This is a genomic window from Brevundimonas fontaquae, from assembly GCF_017086445.1.
Lineage (GTDB): Bacteria > Pseudomonadota > Alphaproteobacteria > Caulobacterales > Caulobacteraceae > Brevundimonas > Brevundimonas fontaquae.
In genome coordinates this window covers 1,014,106-1,034,245 of the sequence record NZ_CP070968.1, presented here as the reverse complement: position 1 = coordinate 1,034,245, position 20,140 = coordinate 1,014,106, and the positions used below count along the sequence as shown (strand labels likewise).

The 20,140-nt window shown below is 65.0% G+C and carries 22 protein-coding genes and 1 tRNA gene; 12 read left to right on the top strand and 11 right to left on the bottom strand.

Features of this window, described 5'->3' with window-relative positions:
* Positions 1–15: 15 nt before the first annotated feature.
* The 5 genes from JX001_RS04990 to JX001_RS04970 are packed head-to-tail and all read left to right on the top strand — an operon-like array spanning position 16 to position 6,641.
* The gene (locus JX001_RS04990; protein WP_205682542.1) at positions 16–1,620 is read left to right on the top strand and encodes a cbb3-type cytochrome c oxidase subunit I; all 1,605 of its coding nucleotides are present in this window, start codon (positions 16–18) and stop codon (positions 1,618–1,620) included.
* On the top strand, positions 1,617–2,237 hold the full coding sequence (locus JX001_RS04985) for a cbb3-type cytochrome c oxidase subunit II (RefSeq protein WP_205682541.1): 621 nt from the start codon (positions 1,617–1,619) through the stop codon (positions 2,235–2,237). The genes JX001_RS04990 and JX001_RS04985 overlap by 4 nt, the downstream gene beginning before the upstream one ends.
* A complete protein-coding gene (locus JX001_RS04980; RefSeq protein ID WP_205682540.1) occupies positions 2,234–3,466 on the top strand; it encodes a c-type cytochrome in 1,233 nt (410 codons plus the stop codon). Before JX001_RS04985 ends, JX001_RS04980 begins: the two co-directional genes overlap by 4 nt.
* A 2-nt stretch (positions 3,467–3,468) precedes the next feature.
* Positions 3,469–4,494: a c-type cytochrome gene (locus tag JX001_RS04975; RefSeq protein ID WP_241004764.1), complete on the top strand. Its 1,026-nt coding sequence runs from the start codon at positions 3,469–3,471 to the stop codon at positions 4,492–4,494.
* Positions 4,491–6,641 carry a heavy metal translocating P-type ATPase gene (locus JX001_RS04970; protein ID WP_205682538.1) on the top strand — a complete coding sequence of 717 codons (2,151 nt, stop codon included), beginning with the start codon at positions 4,491–4,493 and terminating at the stop codon, positions 6,639–6,641. Before JX001_RS04975 ends, JX001_RS04970 begins: the two co-directional genes overlap by 4 nt.
* Positions 6,642–7,148: 507 nt before the next feature.
* Here JX001_RS04970 and JX001_RS04965 read toward each other — a convergent pair.
* From JX001_RS04965 to JX001_RS04950, 4 genes are all read right to left on the bottom strand, one after another.
* A complete protein-coding gene (locus tag JX001_RS04965) occupies positions 7,149–9,425 on the bottom strand; it encodes an NADP-dependent malic enzyme (protein ID WP_205682537.1) in 2,277 nt (758 codons plus the stop codon).
* A complete protein-coding gene (locus JX001_RS04960) occupies positions 9,422–9,802 on the bottom strand; it encodes a DUF983 domain-containing protein (protein WP_205682536.1) in 381 nt (126 codons plus the stop codon). The genes JX001_RS04965 and JX001_RS04960 overlap by 4 nt, the downstream gene beginning before the upstream one ends.
* Before the next feature lie 169 nt (positions 9,803–9,971).
* Positions 9,972–10,160 (bottom strand): helix-turn-helix domain-containing protein, encoded by a 189-nt coding sequence (locus JX001_RS16450; RefSeq protein WP_205682535.1) that lies wholly within the window; start codon positions 10,158–10,160, stop codon positions 9,972–9,974.
* A 57-nt stretch (positions 10,161–10,217) separates the two neighbouring features.
* Complete coding sequence (locus JX001_RS04950) at positions 10,218–10,589, bottom strand: DUF983 domain-containing protein (protein WP_205682534.1); 372 nt, start codon at positions 10,587–10,589, stop codon at positions 10,218–10,220.
* A gap of 93 nt (positions 10,590–10,682) precedes the next feature.
* Here JX001_RS04950 and JX001_RS04945 point away from each other — a divergent pair, with 93 nt between their 5' ends.
* A complete protein-coding gene (locus JX001_RS04945; RefSeq protein WP_205682533.1) occupies positions 10,683–11,225 on the top strand; it encodes a hypothetical protein in 543 nt (180 codons plus the stop codon).
* Between the two features lie 38 nt (positions 11,226–11,263).
* Entirely contained in the window at positions 11,264–11,515 is a 252-nt protein-coding gene (locus tag JX001_RS04940) for a helix-turn-helix domain-containing protein (protein WP_241004763.1), read from the top strand.
* 2 nt (positions 11,516–11,517) lie between these two features.
* On the opposite strand, the gene JX001_RS04935 is transcribed toward JX001_RS04940, so the two are convergent.
* Positions 11,518–12,180 (bottom strand): spermidine synthase, encoded by a 663-nt coding sequence (locus tag JX001_RS04935; RefSeq protein ID WP_205682532.1) that lies wholly within the window; start codon positions 12,178–12,180, stop codon positions 11,518–11,520.
* Positions 12,181–12,330: 150 nt separating this feature from the next.
* Here JX001_RS04935 and JX001_RS04930 point away from each other — a divergent pair, with 150 nt between their 5' ends.
* Positions 12,331–12,981, top strand: a complete 651-nt coding sequence (locus JX001_RS04930; protein WP_205682531.1) for a YoaK family protein — start codon at positions 12,331–12,333, stop codon at positions 12,979–12,981.
* A 152-nt stretch (positions 12,982–13,133) separates the two neighbouring features.
* On the opposite strand, the gene JX001_RS04925 is transcribed toward JX001_RS04930, so the two are convergent.
* The 3 genes from JX001_RS04925 to rsgA form a co-directional block, all read right to left on the bottom strand.
* Positions 13,134–14,465, bottom strand: coding sequence for a site-specific integrase (locus JX001_RS04925; RefSeq protein ID WP_205682530.1), 1,332 nt, complete (start codon positions 14,463–14,465; stop codon positions 13,134–13,136).
* Positions 14,466–14,827: 362 nt separating this feature from the next.
* Positions 14,828–15,151 carry a hypothetical protein gene (locus JX001_RS04920; RefSeq protein ID WP_055803275.1) on the bottom strand — a complete coding sequence of 108 codons (324 nt, stop codon included), beginning with the start codon at positions 15,149–15,151 and terminating at the stop codon, positions 14,828–14,830.
* Between the two features lie 80 nt (positions 15,152–15,231).
* Positions 15,232–16,308, bottom strand: coding sequence for a ribosome small subunit-dependent GTPase A (rsgA, locus tag JX001_RS04915; RefSeq protein WP_205682529.1), 1,077 nt, complete (start codon positions 16,306–16,308; stop codon positions 15,232–15,234).
* 178 nt (positions 16,309–16,486) lie between these two features.
* On the opposite strand from rsgA, the gene JX001_RS04910 reads away from it, so the two are divergent.
* On the top strand, positions 16,487–16,738 hold the full coding sequence (locus JX001_RS04910; protein ID WP_055805252.1) for a DUF2171 domain-containing protein: 252 nt from the start codon (positions 16,487–16,489) through the stop codon (positions 16,736–16,738).
* Between the two features lie 18 nt (positions 16,739–16,756).
* Here the strand turns inward: JX001_RS04910 and JX001_RS04905 are convergent, their stop codons facing one another.
* Positions 16,757–17,575 carry a DUF1345 domain-containing protein gene (locus JX001_RS04905; protein ID WP_241004762.1) on the bottom strand — a complete coding sequence of 273 codons (819 nt, stop codon included), beginning with the start codon at positions 17,573–17,575 and terminating at the stop codon, positions 16,757–16,759.
* Between JX001_RS04905 and JX001_RS04900 the strand changes: the two genes are divergently transcribed.
* Entirely contained in the window at positions 17,559–17,702 is a 144-nt protein-coding gene (locus tag JX001_RS04900) for a hypothetical protein (protein WP_205682527.1), read from the top strand. The two genes, JX001_RS04905 and JX001_RS04900, sit on opposite strands and share 17 nt — an antisense overlap.
* Before the next feature lie 64 nt (positions 17,703–17,766).
* A complete protein-coding gene (locus JX001_RS04895; protein WP_241004761.1) occupies positions 17,767–18,555 on the top strand; it encodes a DNA polymerase III subunit epsilon in 789 nt (262 codons plus the stop codon).
* A gap of 52 nt (positions 18,556–18,607) precedes the next feature.
* On the opposite strand, the gene JX001_RS04890 is transcribed toward JX001_RS04895, so the two are convergent.
* Both JX001_RS04890 and cpdR read right to left on the bottom strand, forming a co-directional pair.
* Positions 18,608–18,682 (bottom strand) — tRNA-Val (locus tag JX001_RS04890).
* Positions 18,683–18,818: 136 nt separating this feature from the next.
* Entirely contained in the window at positions 18,819–19,175 is a 357-nt protein-coding gene (gene cpdR, locus JX001_RS04885; protein ID WP_017506825.1) for a cell cycle two-component system response regulator CpdR, read from the bottom strand.
* Between the two features lie 112 nt (positions 19,176–19,287).
* Here cpdR and JX001_RS04880 point away from each other — a divergent pair, with 112 nt between their 5' ends.
* Entirely contained in the window at positions 19,288–20,112 is an 825-nt protein-coding gene (locus JX001_RS04880) for an N-formylglutamate amidohydrolase (RefSeq protein WP_205682526.1), read from the top strand.
* Positions 20,113–20,140 lie beyond the last annotated feature (28 nt).

The window sequence follows — 20,140 nt, the reverse complement described above, 5'->3', positions numbered from 1 at the left end:
CGGAGTCCTCGCCCCATGTCGGTAACCATCGGCCTCCTGCTGGCGCTCAGCTTCCTCGTGTCGCTGCTGGCCCTGGCCTTTCTGATCTGGGCGGTGACCAACCGGCAGCTCCAACTGCACCAGGGGCAGGCCTATACGGTTTTCACGCCCGGGGAGGCCGGAACGCCCGACGATGCGACGATGTCCGGCGAGGACACCCAGTCCGTCGGGCCGCATCACTATGACACCGAGCGCGAGGGCATCGATGCGGTTTCGCGCCGCCCTGTGACGATCCTTATCGGCAGCGGCATCGCCTGGCTCGTCATCGGCTCGATCTTCGGCCTGATGGCCTCGCTGAAGCTCCATTGGCCGGACTGGCTGACGGACATCGGCCCGCTGACCTTCGGCCGGGTTCGCACCCTTCACCTGAACCTGGTGATCTACGGCTGGCTGTCGATGACCGGCATCGGCGTGGCGCTCTGGATCGCCCCGCGCATCTTCCACACCGCGCTGCGACATCCGCGCCTGCCGGTGATCGGGGCCGTGCTCTGGAACGTCGCCGTAGCCTGCGGCGCCCTGGCGATCGCCTCAGGCTGGACGGACGGCGAGGAATGGCTGGAGATTCCCTGGCAGATCGATGGGCTGTTGGCCCTGGCCGGCACCTTCTTCGTCTGGCCGCTTCTCCATACGGCGCTGCGGCGCAACGTCGACCATATCTATGTGACCGGCTGGTACTATCTGGGCGCGCTGTGCTGGTTTCCCGTCCTGTTCTTCATCGCCAATCTGCCGGGCATCCATTCGGGCGTGCAGGAGGCGACGGTCAACTGGTGGTTCGCCCACAATGTGCTGGGGCTCTGGCTGACCCCGCTGGGCGTGGGCGCAGCCTATTATTTCATTCCCAAGATCATCGGAAAGCCGATCTACTCCTATAGTCTGTCGCTGCTCGGCTTCTGGGCGCTGGCGCTGTTCTACAGTCAGGTCGGCATCCACCATCTGATCGGCGGTCCGGTGCCGACCTGGGTGGTGACCCTGTCGATCGTCCACAGTGTGATGATGTTCGTGCCTGTGATCGCCGTGGCCATCAACCAGCACGTCACGGTCGCCCGCAACCTCTGGGCCTTCAAGGCCTCGGTTCCTCTGCGGTTCATCTCGCTTGGGGCGGTCATGTACACCCTGGCGTCCTTCCAGGGGTCGATCGAGGCGTTGCGCACGGTCAATACCGTGACCCACTTCACCCAATATACGGTCGGCCACGCCCATCTGGGCGCCTATGGTTTTGTGTCCTTTATTATGTTCGGCGCGGTCTACCACATGGGGCCGCGCTTGACGGGGCGGCAATGGCCTGCGCCGGCCCTGATCAAGGTCCATTTCTGGCTCGTGGTCGTCGGCTTCGCCATCTACTTCTTCGCCCTGACCATCGGCGGCGTGCTGCAAGGCTTGGCCATGCTGGACGCGACGCGCCCCTTCGCCGACAGCGTCACCGTTCTGGCGCCCTATCTTGAGGCCCGCTCTGTCGGCGGCGCGCTGATGACGCTGGGCCATCTCATCTTCGCGGGCCATTTCGTCGCCTTGCTGGCGCAGGGACGCGCCCCTCAGGCTGGCACCGCGCCCACTGACACCGTTCCGGCGACCGCAGCATGAACCGCGTCATCCCTCTGGGCATCTTCGCCCTCGCCATCCTGGCGTTCGCCACCCTGATGCTGGTCATCCTCCCCGGCATCCAGATCCGCGGAGAAGCGCCCACGCCGGGTCTGCTGCCCTACACAGAGGCGGAGCTCCGGGGACGGGCGGTCTATGTCTCCGAGGGCTGCGTCTATTGTCACAGCCAGCAGCCCCGCGCCCTGGACCAGGCGCCGGATGGCGAACGGGGCTGGGGACGGGCGGCGGTGGCCTCCGACTATTTCTACGACCAACCCCACCAGCTCGGCACCATGCGCACCGGGCCGGATCTTCAGAATGTGGGCGCCCGGCTGCCGAGCGAAGGCTGGCACATGACCCATCTCTATCAGCCGCGCGCGATCTACGACTGGAGCATCATGCCGGCCTATCCTTATCTGTTCGAGATCAAGGACAAGGCCGCGCCGGGCGACGTTGTCGTCGCGCTTCCGGAACGCTATGCGCCCAAGGGCAAGGTCGTGGTGGCGAGGCCGCAGGCGCGCGACCTTGTGGCCTATCTGCGCAGTCTGGACCGCACCTTCCCTGCCCCGCCCACCGCTGTCCGCGACGACGGCTACAGCGAAAAGGGCGAGCCGAAATGATCCGCAAAGGGCCGCCCGACGCCCCTGAGCCCCGCGAACCGGACGAGGCCTTCGAACCCTACGAGGAGTTCCGGCGCATTCCGCTGCCGGTCTATTGGATCGCCATCGCCCTGGCGATCTGGGGCGCGGTCACCTTATGGGACAACGCCCAGGCCGTCGGCGTCGGACGTGAAGAACGCGCCGAGCAGATCGAAGAGACGCCCGCCCTCGCCTTGAACAGCGGCGCTCAGGTGTTCGAGGCGCGGTGTTCGACCTGCCATCAGCCCAATGCTGCGGGCGTGAGAAGCGCTATCCCGCCGCTGGCGGGATCCCGGTTCGTCGCCGCCGATCCGGCCGTCATCGTGCAGATCCTGCTTCACGGCATCGACGGGCCGATCGATGTCGGCGGCAAGGTGTTCGACGGCCATATGCCGAGCTTCGCCAGCGTGCTGTCCGACGCCGAACTGGCGCGGGTCGCCAGCCATGTTCGCCAGACCTGGGGCGGCGACGACCAAGAGATCACGCCGGCCTTCGTGGCGGCGCAGCGTGAACGTTTCGGCGGCCGCGGGGCCTGGCGCGGAGGCGAGGAGCTCGCGCGGGTCGTCGACCCCGGTCTGGCGCCTCAGCCATCGGTCGGGCCTGTCCGGATTTCCAGTTTCGACGATCCCGCCGTGATGCGCCTGGTCACACAGGGCCAGGGTGAAGCCTGGGCCTGCGCCTCCTGTCACGGCGCCGCGGGCGAGGGCGGCGCGAACGTGCCCCGGCTCGCGGGTTTGCCGCAGGGGTATATCGTCAAACAGCTGCAGGACTATGTCTCGGGCCGCCGCCGCAATGAGACCATGCAGACTGTCGCCGGGGCCCTAAGCGACGCCGACCGGCGCGGTCTCGCGCGTTATTATTCGGCGCTTCGCACGCCTTCCACCGCGCAGCCGGAGCTGGGCGGAGACATGGCGCGCGGGGAGCAGTTGGCGCTGCACGGCGACTGGTCCAAGAACCTTCCCGCCTGTTTCAGCTGCCACGGCCCGTCGGGCTTCGGCGTGGCGCCGAACTTCCCCTCCCTGGCCGCCCAGCACCCCGCCTATACGGCCTCTCAGCTGGCCGCCTGGGTCGGGGGCGAGCGCGACAACTCCGACGTCCAGTTGATGAACGAGGTCGCGCGCAATCTGTCCGACGCAGACCGCCGCGCGGTCGCCGACTATCTTGCAACCCTTCCGCCGGTGCCGGCCGTTTCCGATAATGAAAGGCGATGACCATGGATGACGACGCTCCGCCTCCCGCTCCGCAGGACCGGCCCGCCAAGGGCCGGTTCGCCCGCGATGTGATCTACGCCGTCGGCGGCGGCTTCGCCCTGTTTGCGATCGCCGCCTACGCCTTTGACGCGGGTTGGTTGCGGGATCGCAAGGCCGGCGAAGCCGACGGCGACGACAAGGTCAATGCGGCCCTGTTCCAGCCGCCGCCGGACAGCGCCATTCCCGACGGACCGGAAGGTGATGCGATCCGACGCGGCCAGGCGATCTTCATGAACACGTCAGCCAATGCCTCGGATTTCGTGGGCAACAACCTGTCGTGCTCGAACTGCCATCTCGACGGCGGCCGACGGCCCAACTCGGCGCCCATGTGGGCGGCCTGGACCGTCTATCCCAAATATCGGTCCAAGAATAAGCAGATCAACACCATGGAAGACCGGGTGAAGGGCTGTTTCACCTATTCCATGAACGCCCAGCATTCGCCGACCGGAGGACCGCCGCCGCCCGGGGACGACGTCTACAAAGACCTGCAGATCTATATGCATTGGCTCGCCAGCGGGGCCCCGACGGGCGTGGACCTGGAGGGCGCCGGCTATCCGGAGCTTGAAAAAACCGCAGCGGGATACGACCCGGCGCGAGGGAGACAGGTTTACGCCGCCAACTGCGCGACCTGCCACGGGGCGGACGGCCAGGGGCAATACGACCTCAATGGGCGCCCGGTCTTCCCGGCGCTCTGGGGACCCCGGTCCTATAACTGGGGGGCCGGCATGGCGCGGGTGAACACCGCCGCCGGCTTCATCAAGGCCAATATGCCGCTTGGCCAGAGCGATCGTCTCACCGACCAGCAGGCCTGGGATGTCGCCGCCTTCATCAACAGCCAAGAGCGGCCCAAGGACCCTCGCCAGACCGGCACGGTGCAGGAGACGGCGCAAAAAAACCACGGCGGCGAGGAAACGTTTTACGGGCGGACCTATCAGGGCCGTCTGATCGGGGTGGGCACGCCTGAACCGACCACCCGCGCTCGGCCTTGAGCGCGGAACCGCGCCAACAACTGTTCGCCGTCGACGGCCTCTTTTGCGGCGGGTGCGCGCGGGGTCTGGAGCGTCGGCTTGGCGAAACCCCCGGCGTCCTCCTCGCCCGGGTCCATCACCTCTCCGCCTCGGCCCTGGTCCGATGGGAAGCCCAGCGCTGCGACCTCGCGCATCTTCGAACCGTCGTCCGTCAGGCCGGCTATCGCCTGATCGAGCGCGCCGACCCCCAGGATGCGGTGGACCGGTTCGACGGTCAGATCCGCCAGTTGACGCTCAGGCTCGCCGTTTCCGTCGCCTTCGGCATGTGGGCGATGGTCGCGGCGATCGTGCTCTATGTGACGCCGAGCCTCGGTGCGGATCTCGCCTGGAGACTGGCCGTCGCCAGCGGTCTGCTGGCCCTGCCGGCGCTCCTCTATGGCGGTTGGGACATCGGCCGCATGGCGATCCGATCCGTGCGCCTGCGCGCGCCCGGGCTCGACCTCCTGGTCACGCTCGGCGTCGGCGGCGCCGTGTCGGCCTCGCTCGTTCATCTGATGGCCGGCGATCGTCACGTCTACTTCGACACGGCGGTGATGCTGATCACGCTGCTTCTGACCGGACGTCTGATCGAGACCCACATCCGGCGCGGGGCCGCCCAGGCCGTGGTGGCCATGGGCCGTCTGTTCGACGACACGGCCCTGGTCTGGCGGGAGGCGGACGGCTGGCAGGCGGCGCCCAACGCCAGCCTTCGCCTCGGCGATCGCGTGCGGATCCCCGCCGGCGCCGTGGCGACCGTCGACGGCCGGGTTGTGGCCGGCGAGAGCCGTCTGAATGCGGCCGTGCTGAACGGCGAGTCCGCGCCGCGCGCCATCACTCCCGGGGATCGCATCAGCGCGGGGGCCGTGAACCTCGACCGGATGATCGAAGTCTCGGTCGACCGCGACGCCGGGGATCGAGACGTGGATCGGATGGGCGGACGGGTGGCCCTCGAACTGGCGACGCGCGGCGGTGACGAGGACCGGATCGCCCGTCTGGCCGGCGCGTTGACCCAGGGCCTGATCCTGGCGTCCGTCCTGGTGACGGCGGCGACACTGGCGCTCACGGCCGACGTCGGCGAGGCGGTGATGCGTGGTTTGGTCGTGCTCCTGGCGGCCTGCCCCTGCGCTCTGGCCCTGGCCGCGCCCCTGGCTCAGGCGCGGCTCTCGGCCAAAGCCGCCGAACACGGTGTGCGGTTCTCCGATCCTGGCGTGGTCGATCGCATGACCGGGCTGCGCACTGTGTTTTTGGACAAGACCGGGACCCTCACCCTGGGCCGCCCCGAAGTGGTCGCCATCGCGCCCTGCCCCGGCTGGTCCGCAGCGCAGGTGCTGGATTTGGCGGCGCGTGCGGAGACAGGGGTCGCCCATCCCCTCGCGCAGGCCGTCGTCGCCGCTGCGCCGATCGACGACGCGGTCGTGGTCGGCGGCCGACGCCTGGATCGCGGCGCCGAGACGACCCTGGCGGACGGCGCCCACATTCATGTCGGCGGCGTCCCAAGCCTGGAGGGAGAAACGCGTCTTCGGGTCACCCTGGATGGTCTCGCGATCGGCGATCTTCTGCTCGCCGATGCGCTGGACCCCAGCGCCGCTGACGGCGTGGCGCGGCTCAAGCGGCGGGGATTGCGGGTCGTCATGGCCACCGGCGACGCCGAGGGGCCGGCTCTGGCGGTCGCGCAGCGGATCGGTTTGGACGCCTCTGCGGTCCATTGGGGCTGCACCCCCGCCGACAAGGCCGACAGGGTCAGGAACACGAGCGGAGCTGTGCTCTTCGTCGGCGACGGCGTGAACGACGCCCCCGCCCTGACCGCAGCCGCCTGCGGGGTCTCGGTGGCCCGGGCGCATCCGGCCGCGACGGCCACGGCGGCGATCGTCATCCTGAGGGGCGGTCTTGAGCAAGTCGATGTGGCGCTGAGCCTGGCTGACGAGACGCGACGCACCATCCGCCAGAATGTGGTTCTCGCCCTCGCCTACAACATCGTCGTTCTGCCCCTGGCGGCCTTGGGCCTGTTGTCGCCCTTGGGGGCCGCAGTCGCCATGACCGCGAGTTCGCTGCTGGTGATGCTGAATGCGCTGCGCGGGCCACGGACGCGGCTGTTGTGCGTTACGTCGTCACTCGGCATGGGTCGATAGCCACCGCCAAGATCATACTTTGCCTTGAGCCCGAGGTTGGACCGGACCTCTATGTGGCCATGCATCAGAGGGTTTGCACCTCGGCAGCGATCAAATCCGGTGGCGGCCTCACCGATCAAAGCCGTGAGGCTTAGGGGGCTTACCGTCTTAAGCAAGTGGCTAGGTTCGCTGTTCACACAGCAATGACCTCGTCAGAAGCCGCTTCCTCATACCTGCTCTGCGCACTTCTAAGAGATTGCATAAGAACTTAAAACGTTTCTTTACAACTTCATATTATCCGTTGCGTATCCAGCAAAAAAGCTGGACCTATCCATTCAGCGGCTCGATCCTGCGAAACCTAAGCGCAGACTGTGGTTGGAATATTTCTCAAACCTCGGTTGGATGGAGAACACAGCATCCGCTATATTTCGGGCCTTTGCAGAGATCAACGCTAGGATTGAGCGCACATCTCAGAAGCTCTAGTCCTGTTCACCTTCCGAACCACCCTGCGGCTGACGCAAGAAATCATCAGGGGTGACGCGCTTGAAAGGCCGCCAGCGTCGCCATCGTCAGGATGGCGGTGACGGAATCGCCGAGCCGGCAGATCTGAACGGGTTTGCTCAGTCCGAACAGAATGGGGCCCACCACGGTCGCGCCGCCCAGCGCCTGAACCAGCTTGGTCGAGATCGTCGCCGAATGTATCGCAGGCATGATCAACAGGTTGGCGGGCTCGGTCAGCCGCTGAAACGGATAGTTGGCCCACAGACTGGCGTCGAGGGCGACGTCCGGCGGCATCTCGCCCTCATATTGGAAGTCGACGGATTGCTCGTCCATCAACTCCACGGCGCGCCGGACACGCAAGGGCTGCTCGCCGTGGGGGTGGCCGAAGCTCGACGACGAAAGAAAGGCCACCCGCGGCTCGTGGCCGAGCCGCCGGACCGCCGAAGCGGCTTCCCGGGCGATCGCCACCAGGTCTTCGGCGGTCGGAAGTTCACAGATCGAGGTATCGGCGACAAAGACTGTGCGCCCCCGGACAAGCATGACCGACAGCCCCATAAGGCGACCGCCAGGCGCGGGCGTGATCGCGCGGCTGACGTCATTGAGGCATTGATCGAAATTGCGGGTCACGCCAGTCACCAGCGCGTCGGCGTCCCCCAGCGCGACCATGACGGCAGCGAAACTTTGACGATCAGTATTTATGAGACGCTCGACGTCACGACGCAGATAGCCGCGCCGCTGCAGGCGTTGATACAGAAACTCTGCGTAAGCGCCGTTTCGCCCGGACAGGCGCGCGTTGACCGTCTCCAACGTCTGTGCGGCCCCCTCGAGGCCTAGGTCTAAAGTATTCCTCCGGATGACGTCCTCGCGACCCAGGAGGATGGGGATGCCGAGCCCTTCGGCCGCGAACGCATAGGCCGCCCGGATGACAGACGGCTCTTCGCCTTCAATGAAGACCACACGGCGCATGGGAGCCGCCTGGACGCTGGCAGTGATCGCCTGGAGAAAGCCTGCAGATGGATCCAGCCGACGCCTGAGAGACGCGCGGTAGGCGTCCATATCGGCGATCGGCCTCCGTGCGACGCCGGTCGCCATGGCGGCTTCGGCGATGAAAGGAGGCACATACCAAATCAGCCGGGGGTCGAACGGTGATGGAATGATGTAGTCCCGACCGAACCTGAGCTGGCGGCCCTGATACGCCAGAGCGACCTCATCCGGCACATCCTCGCGCGCCAGCATGGCGAGGGCGCGCGCCGCAGCGACCTTCATCTCGTGATTGATCGACCGGGCCTGGACGTCGAGGGCGCCGCGGAAGATGTAGGGAAATCCCAGGATGTTGTTGACCTGGTTCGGATAGTCCGACCGTCCCGTCGCCATGATCGCATCTTGGCGCACTTCGAGGACTTCTTCGGGCGTGATCTCCGGGTCCGGATTCGCCATGGCGAAAATGATTGGATTGGCCGCCATGGATGCGACCATGTCCTTGGTTAGGACGCCCTTCGCTGACACGCCGATGAAGACATCGGCGTCAACCAGCGCCTCCGCCAACGTCCTGTGCGGCGTATTGGTGGCGTGAACCGCCTTCCACTGATCCATCCCGGTGGTCCGACCGCAATAGACCACCCCGTCAACGTCCACGAGCGTCGTGTTCTCGGCCCTGACACCCAGCGCCTTCATCAGGGTGATCGACCCGAGGCCGGCGGCGCCCGCGCCGCACAGCACCAGTTTCACATCCTCGATCCTGCGTCCCGTGACTTCACACGCGTTCAGGAGTCCGGCCGAACAGATGATCGCTGTGCCGTGCTGATCATCGTGAAAGACCGGGACATCGAGCAGGTCCTGAAGCTCGGCTTCAATCCGGAAACAGTCCGGACTGGAGATATCCTCCAGATTCACGCCACCGAACGTCGCGCCGATGTGCCGGACGACAGCGATTAAGGCGTCGGCATCCTCGGTATCGACCTCGATATCGAACGCGTCGAGATCGGCGAACCGTTTGAACAGGATCGCCTTGCCTTCCATGACAGGTTTAGACGCCAGGGCGCCAAGATTGCCGAGACCAAGGATCGCCGTCCCGTTGGAGATGACGCCCACCAGATTGCCCTTGGAAGTGTAGTCGTAGGCGGTCGAAGGATCATCGGCGATCGCGCGCACGGGCGCGGCCACGCCCGGTGAATAGGCCAGACTCAGGTCGCGTTGCGTCGCCATGGGCTTGGTCGCATTGACCTCGACCTTGCCTGGGGCGGGATATCGGTGGAAATCCAGGGCCTCCTGGTCGGCGCGCGCACGGCGGTCTTGAGGCGTCATTGGCGGTCTTTCGAGGAACCGGCCACACTCCAAAGCACGCCGACCACAGCGCCCTTCACGACCGGCAGCATGACGAGCATCAGGGCCGTGAGGCTTGGCAGAAGGACAGCCAGCACAAGAAAGGGTGGCCAGGTGAAGATGACGTGGAAGGCCAGCAAGGGCCCGACGACGAGGTGCCCGACGAGCAGGATCGTGAAATATGGCGGGGCGTCATCGGCGGGATACTGGCCGTTGTCGTGGCCGCAGATCTCGCAGATCGGCCTGATCTTGAGATAGGCCCGGAACAGCTTTCCTTGTCCACAGTTCGGGCATTGACCCCGCGCGCCCCGTTTCAGTCCGGTTGCGAACGGTCGCCGTGTGGGCGCGTCCCCCGTCATCCTTCCCGCTCCTGCACAGTCTCGGCGGGGCCTGCGGTCGGGATCGTGGCGACCCTTTGCGTAGTGGCAGATCGCGGCACCTCAGTATCGCGCTCGGGCCGCGGCTTCTGCATGCGGCCGATCAATCGGACGCCGCAACCGCGCCCGTAGCTGGGCGATCCATCCGGGATCATTTCGACGCCCGCGAGCGCGAACGCCTGCAGGATTTTCTCGAGACTGTCGACAACCACCCGTACCGACCCCGGGACGCCTCCATCCTTTGGACGGTCGGCAGCGAGAGACCGGCCAGATTGGCCAGTTGCTTTTGGTCGATGCCGAGCAGGGCCCGGGCTGCGCGAACCTGCTGTCCCGAAATCATTGCCCTTCCTCAGTTCCATCAGCAGGCAAGCCAGAGGCGGTTCCGACTGTTCGACTCCTAGTCATTGCGACCGTCGTCGTTGCTGGCCTGTGAGGCTGCATTGGTGAACTGGAGCGCGATCATGGTCGCCTTGAACGGTCGCAGCGCCGCCAGGCTCAGCACAGCCATCATCGGGAGCCAGAACGCGAGTTCCATCCAGGCCGGGGGATGGAAGGTCATCTCCGTGAACAACAGGCCAAAGCAGCCGATCGAGCCCACGATCAGCAGAATGAACACAACGGGACCATCCCCGGGGTCGGACTTCGCAAGATCGAAACCGCAGTGGGCGCAGGTCGGCCGGATGGTCAGAAAACCGGAGAAGACCGAACCGATGCCGCAACGGGGACATTTGCAGCGAAGTCCGGAAATGAACGGGTTGGGCGTCGGCACATCAACTCTCCGCCTCACGGCTTAAAGGAGATATCTAGACCCTGCCAAATGATGCGTCAAACCTCAGTTGTAATGTTTTCGGTAGTTGTGTAGATGCCCAACATCTTGTCGGTCCAAGGCGTTTGGCGATATGATGCCAAGCACCTGAATCGTGCCTGGCTTGATGTCGTACCGCCCCTGCTGGGGTCCGTTCAGGGAGTCCGTCTTGTGGAGATCACCGGCCGTTTGATCGAGATGAAGCGGGCGCTGACGCTTCTGACCGACGAGCAGGTGTTTGAGGGTTGGGCCGTGTCCCGCAAGATCGGAGAGGAGCTCCAGCCCGGTCTGGCGGTGATCACCAACTGGCGGATCATCTTCCTCGACCCCACGGCGGGTATGTCGGCGATTCCGATATCGCGGGAGGTTCGGGTGACCCGTTTGACGCCCACGACCCTGATTATCCAGGCGTGGCACGACCAGATGATCCTCGAGTTCGAAGGACCGTCCCCTCTTGCGACCGTGAAGGCGCTTCTCAAACAATCTCCCGGCTGGGCGAGTATTGGCCCCGGCAGAGAGAGTGCAGGCTCCGCAGAGGAGCACGGACGATGGCGCGATCGGATGGCGGACGGCGGTGTGACGGTTCAGCCGGTTCCCTAGGGAGTTGCTGATGCCTCATACATCATCGTAGATGGCGCATGATCACCGGTTCCCAGATGAAGGCGGCGCGCGCGCTGCTCGGCCTTGACCAGAAGGGTTTGGCCCGTCTCGCGGGCCTCTCCCTGCCCACGATTCAGCGCATGGAAGCCAGCGACGGCGTCGTCCGGGCGGTCGTCGACAGTCTCGAAAAGGTGGTCAATGCTCTGAATACAGCGGGGGTCGAGTTGATCACGCCCGGCGGACGAAGCGAGGGGCACGGGCGGGGCGTGAGACTTCTCGAACGCGACTGAAGTCAGGCAGCGATGCGAGGCCGGGTATCCGGGCTCGGCGACGGCATAACGCGACGGCAGACGACAAGTGTGTTGCCGAAGTCGTGGGCGAGCACGGGGACGACCTCAGGAGCGAAGCCTGCAATTCGCATAATGCGTCTGATGACATAGACCGGCCAAGCGGTTTGGCTGTCCGCAACGTTCCAGACCACAATACCTCCGGGCGAAACGATCCTGGCCAGTGCAGCCCCGACGTCAGCAGCATACATAGCTTCGGGGATTTCCGTCCCCTGAAACACGTCGATGGCGACGGCATCCCAGAGCCGATCCGCTTCGCGCACGAACTGCAAGGCATCCGCACAGATGCATTCCACCTCGTCAGGCAGGTGGAACCACTTCCGAGCCATCTCGAAGGCCGTTGATCGATTGTCGATGGCGGTGACAGAGCCGCCCGCGCGACTGAAAAGCGTGGCCAGGGCGCCGCCCGCCGTTCCAAGAAGCAGCAGGCTCGAGGCCCCGGTCATTTCCCGCGCCATGGCCGTGATATAGCCGAGCCGGTTGTCGCCCTTTGCATCGACCTCGGTATACAACGCGGGACCGACGTAATAGCGGCGCGCTCCGTCCTTGACAGACTCGGTGACGCGGATCGGCTCATGGCCATCGTGCACCTCCTGAAGCAGGATCATTGCGGAAACCCTTTACATCCTAGCTCAATCCAAGGATTTTATACCTTAGAAATGATGTCTTAAATATCACTCTTGCCGCTTCCTGTGGTCAAGTAGACAATTTCGGCCATCACATCGAAATGTGCGAAAGCGGCGAGCCCGGAAATCACTATGCTGCAATACAATCGCCGGACCCGAACTCTCGCCACCGGCTTCTCCTGCGTGGCCGGATACGTCGACGCGATCGGTTTTCTCATGACCGGCGGCTTCTTCGTCTCGTTCATGAGCGGCAACTCGACCCGCCTCGGCATCGGGATCGCCGAAGGATCGTCTGCGGCCGGGTTTGCGGCCCTTTTGCTCGTGACCTTTGTCGCGGGGGTGATGCTCGGCGCTTTGGTGGGGCGGATGAGCAAATCCTACAGACAAGTCGCCGTTCTCACCCTGGTGACAGGCCTGCTCGCTGCGGCGCTATTGCTGGATCGCCTCGGAGCCGGGCGCCTGGCGGCCATTCCGATGGTCCTGGCTATGGGCGCGGAAAACACCGTCTTCGCGGAGGACGGCGAGGTCAGGATCGGACTGACCTACATGACCGGCACGCTTGTTAAATTCGGAAAGCGACTAACCGCAGCCCTTCTTGGCGGGGATCGAATGGGCTGGGCGCCGTTCCTGATGCTGTGGCTGGGTCTGGTCGCTGGCGCCGTTTCCGGGGCGCTTGCCTACGAACGGTTTGGTATGATGGCGCTCGCCGGCGCGATCATGGCTATGGCCATTTTGACCGTCCTCATGCTTGCCGCCGGGCCGGATCGAGTCGAGCGGCAGTGACGCTTGGCCGATTGTATCGACGCCATTTTTTTGGGACTCCTCACCACCCAACATCCACAGTCATCAGCCACCTCGCGGGCTGAGGCAACGGGCGACTGAGAGTGGCGGAGAGCGGACGTCTCGAATGTCTCAGTTGACTCACAAAACGACCTTCAGAACCTCATCGCCTCTGACAGCCGCGCCGCGGTCCGGTTCGCGAGCTGCTTGAGGGGATCATCACTAAGGTGAGCGTAGATCTCCGTGGTCCGCGCCTGCTTATGTCCTAGCACCTTGCCGACCATGAACAGGGACGCCCCCCCGGCGATGGCGAAACTAGCAAAGCTGTGGCGCAGGTCGTGCAGCCTCACGTTCAATAGGCTTCTGACGTCGCGGGGATCCTTACTGGCTTCGGCCGCCTTCTGACGAAGAATCTCGTCAGCGCTGACCTTCACCTTCGTCCATAGGTGAGGCAGGCCGACAAAATGCCCCTGACCTTTCAGGGCGGGAAGCACGTACGGCGAACGGTCGACCTCTGACGAGGTGTAGCCCGAGTTGTGTCCTCGGGACGGCTCCGGCGACCGCCCTTCATCCCAGCGCCGGCGCAGGAGGTCGATGGCGGCATCGGCCAACGGAACCGTCTTCGCACCGGTCTTGGATTCCGGAAGGCGGAGGCATCCCACGTCCCAATCCACATAGTCCCAGCGCAACGACAGGATTTCGGACTTTCGACACCCGGTGAGGATCAGCAGACGCACGGTGTCGGCCATGACGGCATGCCGGGGATCTTCCCGTTCAAACTGCGCCAAGGCCTCGCTGATCGCCGCGATTTCACGGTCCGACAGGTAACGTTCTCTCCGGATCGTCTGGAACCGTTCGACGCCCTTGGTGGGATTGACCTTCAGCAGATCGGTCAGAATCGCAAACTCATAGGCCGCGCCGAGCGTGACGACCGCAAGTGCGGCGACCCTCTTCCCGCCGGTCACGCGCGAGCGCTTGCGATAGCCCGTCTTGATGTTGCGCGCCGTCTTTCCCTGCGAAACTTCAAGCTGGAACTTTGCGATATCCAACCGCGTCAAGTCCTGCGCCAGCCGGCGCCCAAGGAGCGGCCGAATGTGGCAATCAAACAGAGTCCTGTTGGTGTCCCAGCTGGATGGCTTCTTGTTCGGCTTCATGGCCGGACCGTCCGCCATATAGTGATCGATCATGGCGTTGACCGTCAGCGCATGCCGATCCGCAATCTTGACGGCTTGAGGATCCACGCCTTCGCGGACGTCGCGGAGAGCCGCGCGTGCGTGATCCCGGGCTTCCTCAATCGAATAGCCCTCGTCAGCACGCCCCAAGGTCAGCTTGCGCAGCTGTCCCCCACGCCGATAGGTGAGAATGAAGCTCTTCACTCCAGACGGCCGCACGCGCACGCCCAGGCCGATGACTTCGGTGTCGCGCACGCTGTATTCCCCGTCGCGGGGCTCCAGGGTTTCAATCAGTTTCCGTGTGAGACGCGGCATGGAATGCACTTTTTCGGGGTAACACAGGGGTAACAAGAGGTCAGAATTCCCCTCGTGTTACCCCGGTTTCTATTGTCCCCGAAAATGGCAATATATCAAGTTATCAATAACTTGGAACCGGATGAAACCGTCTGAAACACCCAAAAGTCGACATGGCATGCAAGAGGTCAGCGGTTCGACTCCGCTAAGCTCCACCATCGTCACCTCCGAGCACCGCAAGGTGTTCGGAGGGACGTCCATCCTCACCCACATTTCCTATCCGCAGAAGTCGCCACTGGGCGCGCGACTAGGCGCCCGTCTCTCGTCCGATGACGAATGCGGCAGGCGGCTCGACACGAGCCTCCCGCCGCGATAGCCGCCGATCAGTTCTCGACTTCGGTCGATCCCTGGCGGAACTCTTCGGCCGGCACGAAGGCCGAGCCTTCTTCATCCAGCACCCAGACGCCGATCAGGGCGGGGTGATCCGGGGTGACGTCTTCGTCCAGCAGGTCGCCCTCATAGACGCCGACGTTGCTGTAATCGAAATCCAGCAACAGCTGATCGGCCATGTCGATCATCTCGTCGGCCATGCGCCGTGCATAGCCCACCGCCTCGCTGGCGTCGGAAAAGTCGTCGGTCAGCGTGTTGACCTCTGCGGCCTCGCTGCCCTGAACGGCGCTGGTGGTGACGATGGTGAATGCGGACATGGTGATCTTTCTTAAGTCTAAGGACTTCACCTAGCCCGTTTGGCCCCGCAACACGTCGAAATTCGGTTGCGCCATCGACGCTATCGATCGGCCCCGCCCCGATCGTTGCGCTTCGTCGCGCGATAGACCTTCTGCAGGCCGCCCAGCCGCCGGCGTTCCGCAGCCTTGGCGATCCGTTCCGCCTTGTCCCCTGCGGCCGCCAGTTCCGACTTCAGCTTCTGGAAATGCGCCCAGCGCGGTCCCTCCAGCGTGCCGTCCGCCAGGGCCGCCTGGACAGCGCATCCCGGCTCGCTCACATGGCCGCAGTTGGTGAAGCGGCACTCCTGCATCAGGTGTTCGATATCGTCGAAGACCGCTTCCACACCCTCTTCGGCGTCGATCAGGCCCACTTCGCGGATGCCGGGCGTGTCGATGATGAGACCGCCGCCGGGCAGCGGGATCAGCTGGCGATGGCTGGTGGTATGCCGTCCCTGGTCGTCGGATGCGCGGATCGCCTGGGTCGCCATCCGATCCTCGTTCAGGAAGGCGTTGACCAAGGTGGACTTGCCGACACCCGACGAGCCGATCAGGACGCAGGTCTCGCCCGGCTTCACCTGAAGACGCAGCGCCTCCATGCCGACGCCTTCGCGCGCCGAGACGGTCAGGACCAGGGTCTGCGCCTCCAGCGCCGCCACCTGAGCGGCCTCGGCTTGGGGGTCGGCGCTGAGATCCGACTTCGTCAGAACAAGAACAGGCCGCGCTCCGCTGTCCATCGCGGCAGCCAGGAAACGCTGTATCCGGCGCGGATTCAGATCCGCATTCATCGAGGTGGCGACGAAGGCCAGGTCGATATTGGCCGCCAGGATCTGGGTTCGACGCGCGCTGTCCGCCGCCCGCCGCACGAAGGCCGTATGGCGAGGCAGGACGGCATGGATGGTGGCGGCGCCGTCCTGAGGGTTCGGCGACAGCGCCACCCAGTCGCCCACTGCAGGGGGCCCAGTCTCCTGGGCTTCGTGCCGCAGTCGGCCGGACGCCTTGGCCTGAAGCTCGCCCGCATCCGTGACGACCAGATAGCCATTGCGATGCTGGAGGATCACGCGGCCCGGCGTGTGACCGGCATGGGCATGCGGCGCAAACGCCGTCGCCCAGACCTCGGACCATCCATACTGTTCGATCAAGTCAACGGCATCCCTGTCGCTCGCGCTCCTCAGCCGGCTTGTGCTGAACACTCTCCCAAAGCCTTGCCAGTCGGCGGGGTCGCGAACAAGCATGCTCGCCGTCCCAGCGCCTCGGGAACGAAATGCCGGTCGGCGGCGCTCCGCTATCGACACGATGTTCAGCGAGGAAAGAACGGTTATGAGCGAGATCAAGGAAGGCATGGAAGTCATCGGAGCCGACGGTGTTCACGTCGGCGTCGTGGACCGGGTCGAGAGCGACCGGATCAAGCTGACGCGGCGCGAGAACACCGGCGCCCACGCCGATCACCACCACTATATCGAGAACGGTTTCGTCGCCGGCGTCGAGGGCGACAAGGTGCGCCTGTCGGCCAACGCCGATGTCGCCGTCACGCTTGAAGAAGAGGAATCCGGCCGCCCGGTCGATCTCTGACCTAACGGCTGCGCGTGCCTAAAGCAGCGTGGCGGCCAAATTGACCGTCAGCGCCAGGATAACGGCGTTAAAGAACCAGGCGATCAGGCTGTGAAACGTCGCCAGACCGCGCAGCTTGCGGCTGGAGATCTGCACATCGGCCGTCTGGTTCGCCACGCCGATGATCAGGGCGAAGTGTAGAAAATCCCAGTAGTCGGCGTCCTCCTCGCCCGGAAAGATCAGCCCGCCCTGATCGCCCTTGCCGTCGTCGCGCGGCGCGTAGAAGCCGTGGGCGTAATGCAGGGCGAAGATGATGTGCACATACAGCCACGACAGGCCTACGGTGCATACTGAGAATACCGCCTGCCCGACCGTCGGCTTGCCGTCTCTGGCCACCATTGCGAGGACCAGGACCACGACGCTGGCCACGGCCGCCGCCATGCTGAGCGGCAGGACCAGAACGCCGGCCTGATCCAGTTCCGCCGCGCGGCGTCGCATCGCCTCCTGAGACCGCGCGCGAAAGATCCGCGCAAAGGTCGCGACGAGAAAGGTGGCGACGCCTGCGTCCCAGCCGGCCGCCAGTCGCATCGGCCAGCCGAAAGTGGCCGGTGCCAGCGCCGATACGGCTGCCAGCACCAGCAGCCCAAGCCACAGCGACAAATGCAGACGGAACAGGCGCGCAAGGAATCCCATGATCGCGAGATCGCGCATTCCACGACCCACGTCCAGCCAAGACGCCGCCTGCGCAGCAGCGGCGACTAGATGGATTTTCGTCCCATTGAGGCACGCCTTTATGGGCGACGTCATACAGGTGTCGCTTATCGTTTCCGGGGAAACGCGAATGCTGGTGTCGATCATGATCGGCGAGGCCCTGTATCTAGCGCATCGCTTTCGGCGGGCGCTGATCGCCTCGCCCGTGGTGCTGGTCGGTCTGTGGGCCGTGATGACCGTCATGCCGCACGGATCGCTCCGTCTGCCGAGCTGACGACGAACCGTCGGCGGTCTTTCCAGGCGCCGGACCGAATCCGGCGCCCCAGGCGTTGTCCCGTGTGAACGCCCAAGCCGAGGACGCCCTGACCGACTTCACGCCATCCCCCCAGCGCATCCGCGTCATCGACCTGGAGACCGCCGGGTCCGGCCCTCATGACGTGTGCGAGATCGGCTGGCAGGACGTGGTGCGTGACGAGGTCGGCTTATGGCGTCTGGATGCGATGCGCGGCGCCCGTTTCGTAAACCCCGGCCGGCCGATTTCGCCCGACACCATGGCGGTCCATCACATTCTGGACGAGTGGGTTCAGGACGCCGGCTATTGGAAAGCCGTCGCCCCGCCCATCCTTCGTCCTGAGGCGGGCGTGATCGCCCTGGCGGCTCACCGCGCCAGCTTCGAGCAGCGGTATTGCACCCCTGCCCTGTCAGGCGGCGCAAAGTGGATCTGCACCTGGAAATGCGCCCTGCGGCTGTGGCCCGACCTGCCGCGCTTCTCCAACCAGATGCTGCGCTATCTGCGCCGGCCCGAGGGGTTGGTGCATGAGCTAGGCCTGCCGGCGCATCGCGCCCTGCCCGACGCCTATGTCACCGCCCACCATCTGCGTGACATGCTGAACCAAACGACCGTCGAGCAGCTGCTGGCTTGGAGCCGCGAACCGGGACTTCTGCCCCGCGTGCCCGCCGGCCCAGAGCGCGGCAAGGCGTGGAGCGCGGTGGATGCCGACCGGCTTCAGATCCTGGCGTCGGGACGCGACATCGACATCGCCTTCACCGCCGCGACAGAGCTTCGTCGCCGCGGCCTGACGACGGACACGGCCGTCCGGACGTCGGATCAGGGACGCCTGCTCTAGCGCGAGAACGCCAGCCAGGGCTGATGGCGACTGAGCTGAAAAGAAAGGGAAATGGTGGACGCGACAGGGATTGAACCTGTGACCCCCTCGATGTCAACGAGGTGCTCTCCCGCTGAGCTACGCATCCGCCGTAGGGCTCCGAAAAACGTCTTCGGAGCGGGAAGAGCGGTCGTATAGCGGCGAGGCCGGTCGGCATCAAGCCGATTTAGCGGCAAGAATGCGATTTCTCGCCAAACGCCGCTCGGCCCAGTCGCAGGAAAGGTTCAGGCGGCGACCATCCGCTCGACCTCATTGACCAGATCGCGCAGGTGGACGGGCTTGGACAACACCTTGGCGTCCGGCGTGGCCTGCGCGGCCGTCAGGGCCACGGCGGCGAACCCGGTGATGAACATGATGCGCAGGCCGGGCTGGCGGGCGGCGGCGACGCGGGCGACCTCGATCCCGTCGGCGCCCGGCATGACGATGTCGGTCAGCAGCAGGTCGTAGGGGCCGTGTTCTAACGCGTCGATCGCGTCGTCGCCGTTCTCGCAGTCGATGACCTGGTGCCCTGCCCGCTCCAGCGCGCGCGTCAGAAATCCGCGCAACGAACCGTCGTCTTCGGCCAGGAGAATACGCGCCATTCGAGAAACACCCTTGAAACAGACCGCAAACCTAGAGCCCGAACGGTAAACCGCCGATGAAATTCGCCGGTCAGCCGACTTCCTTCCACAGCGAAACGCGCTAAGCGGGGGCATGACCGACGGCGGCGACAGCTTTTCGATCACCGCCCCGGCGGCGGACGCGCCTGCGACGGCGCTGGTGTTCGCCTCGCCTCACTCCGGCGACCTCTATCCCGACGACATGGGCGCGGCGCCAGGCCTGTCGCGCGTCAGCCTGAAAAGCGCCGAGGACGCCCTGGTCGGGCGCTTGATCGCAGAGGGACCGCGCAGAGGCGCCGCGCTGATCGAAGGCCGGATCGGTCGGGCCTATGTCGATCTAAACCGTGATCCCTCTGAGCTTGACCCGGCCCTGATCGCGGATCTGGACGGGCCGGTCGGAGCCAAGACGGCCGCCGGTTATGGCGTGATCCCGCGATTGGCCGGCGACGGGACGCCGCTTTACGCGCGCCGGCTGACGCTGGCGGAGGCCACGCACCGCATCGCCAAGGTCCACGCCCCCTATCACCAAGCCTTGGGCGAACGGATGCAGACGACGCGCGCGACGCACGGACGAGCCGTATTGATCGACTGGCATTCGATGCCGGCGCGCGCCGTGGGCGCCGAGGTCGTGCTGGGCGATCGTTACGGCTCGTCGTGCAGCGCTCGGCTCAGCCGACGGCTGCGTGAGTTGTTCGAGGGCTTGGGCTGGCGCGTGGCGCAGAACCATCCCTACGCCGGCGGTTGGTCCACCCAACGCTGGGGCCGCCCGGACGAGGGCTATGAGGCCATCCAGATCGAACTGAGCCGCAAACTGTATCTGGACGAGACGACGCTGGCCCCCAACGCGACGTACGCCAAGACGCAAAAGGCCTTGTCGCGCGTGATCGCAGCCCTGTGCGCGGACGCGTGGTCGGCCTGACTGATCGCTGATCAGATCAAAAAAAAAG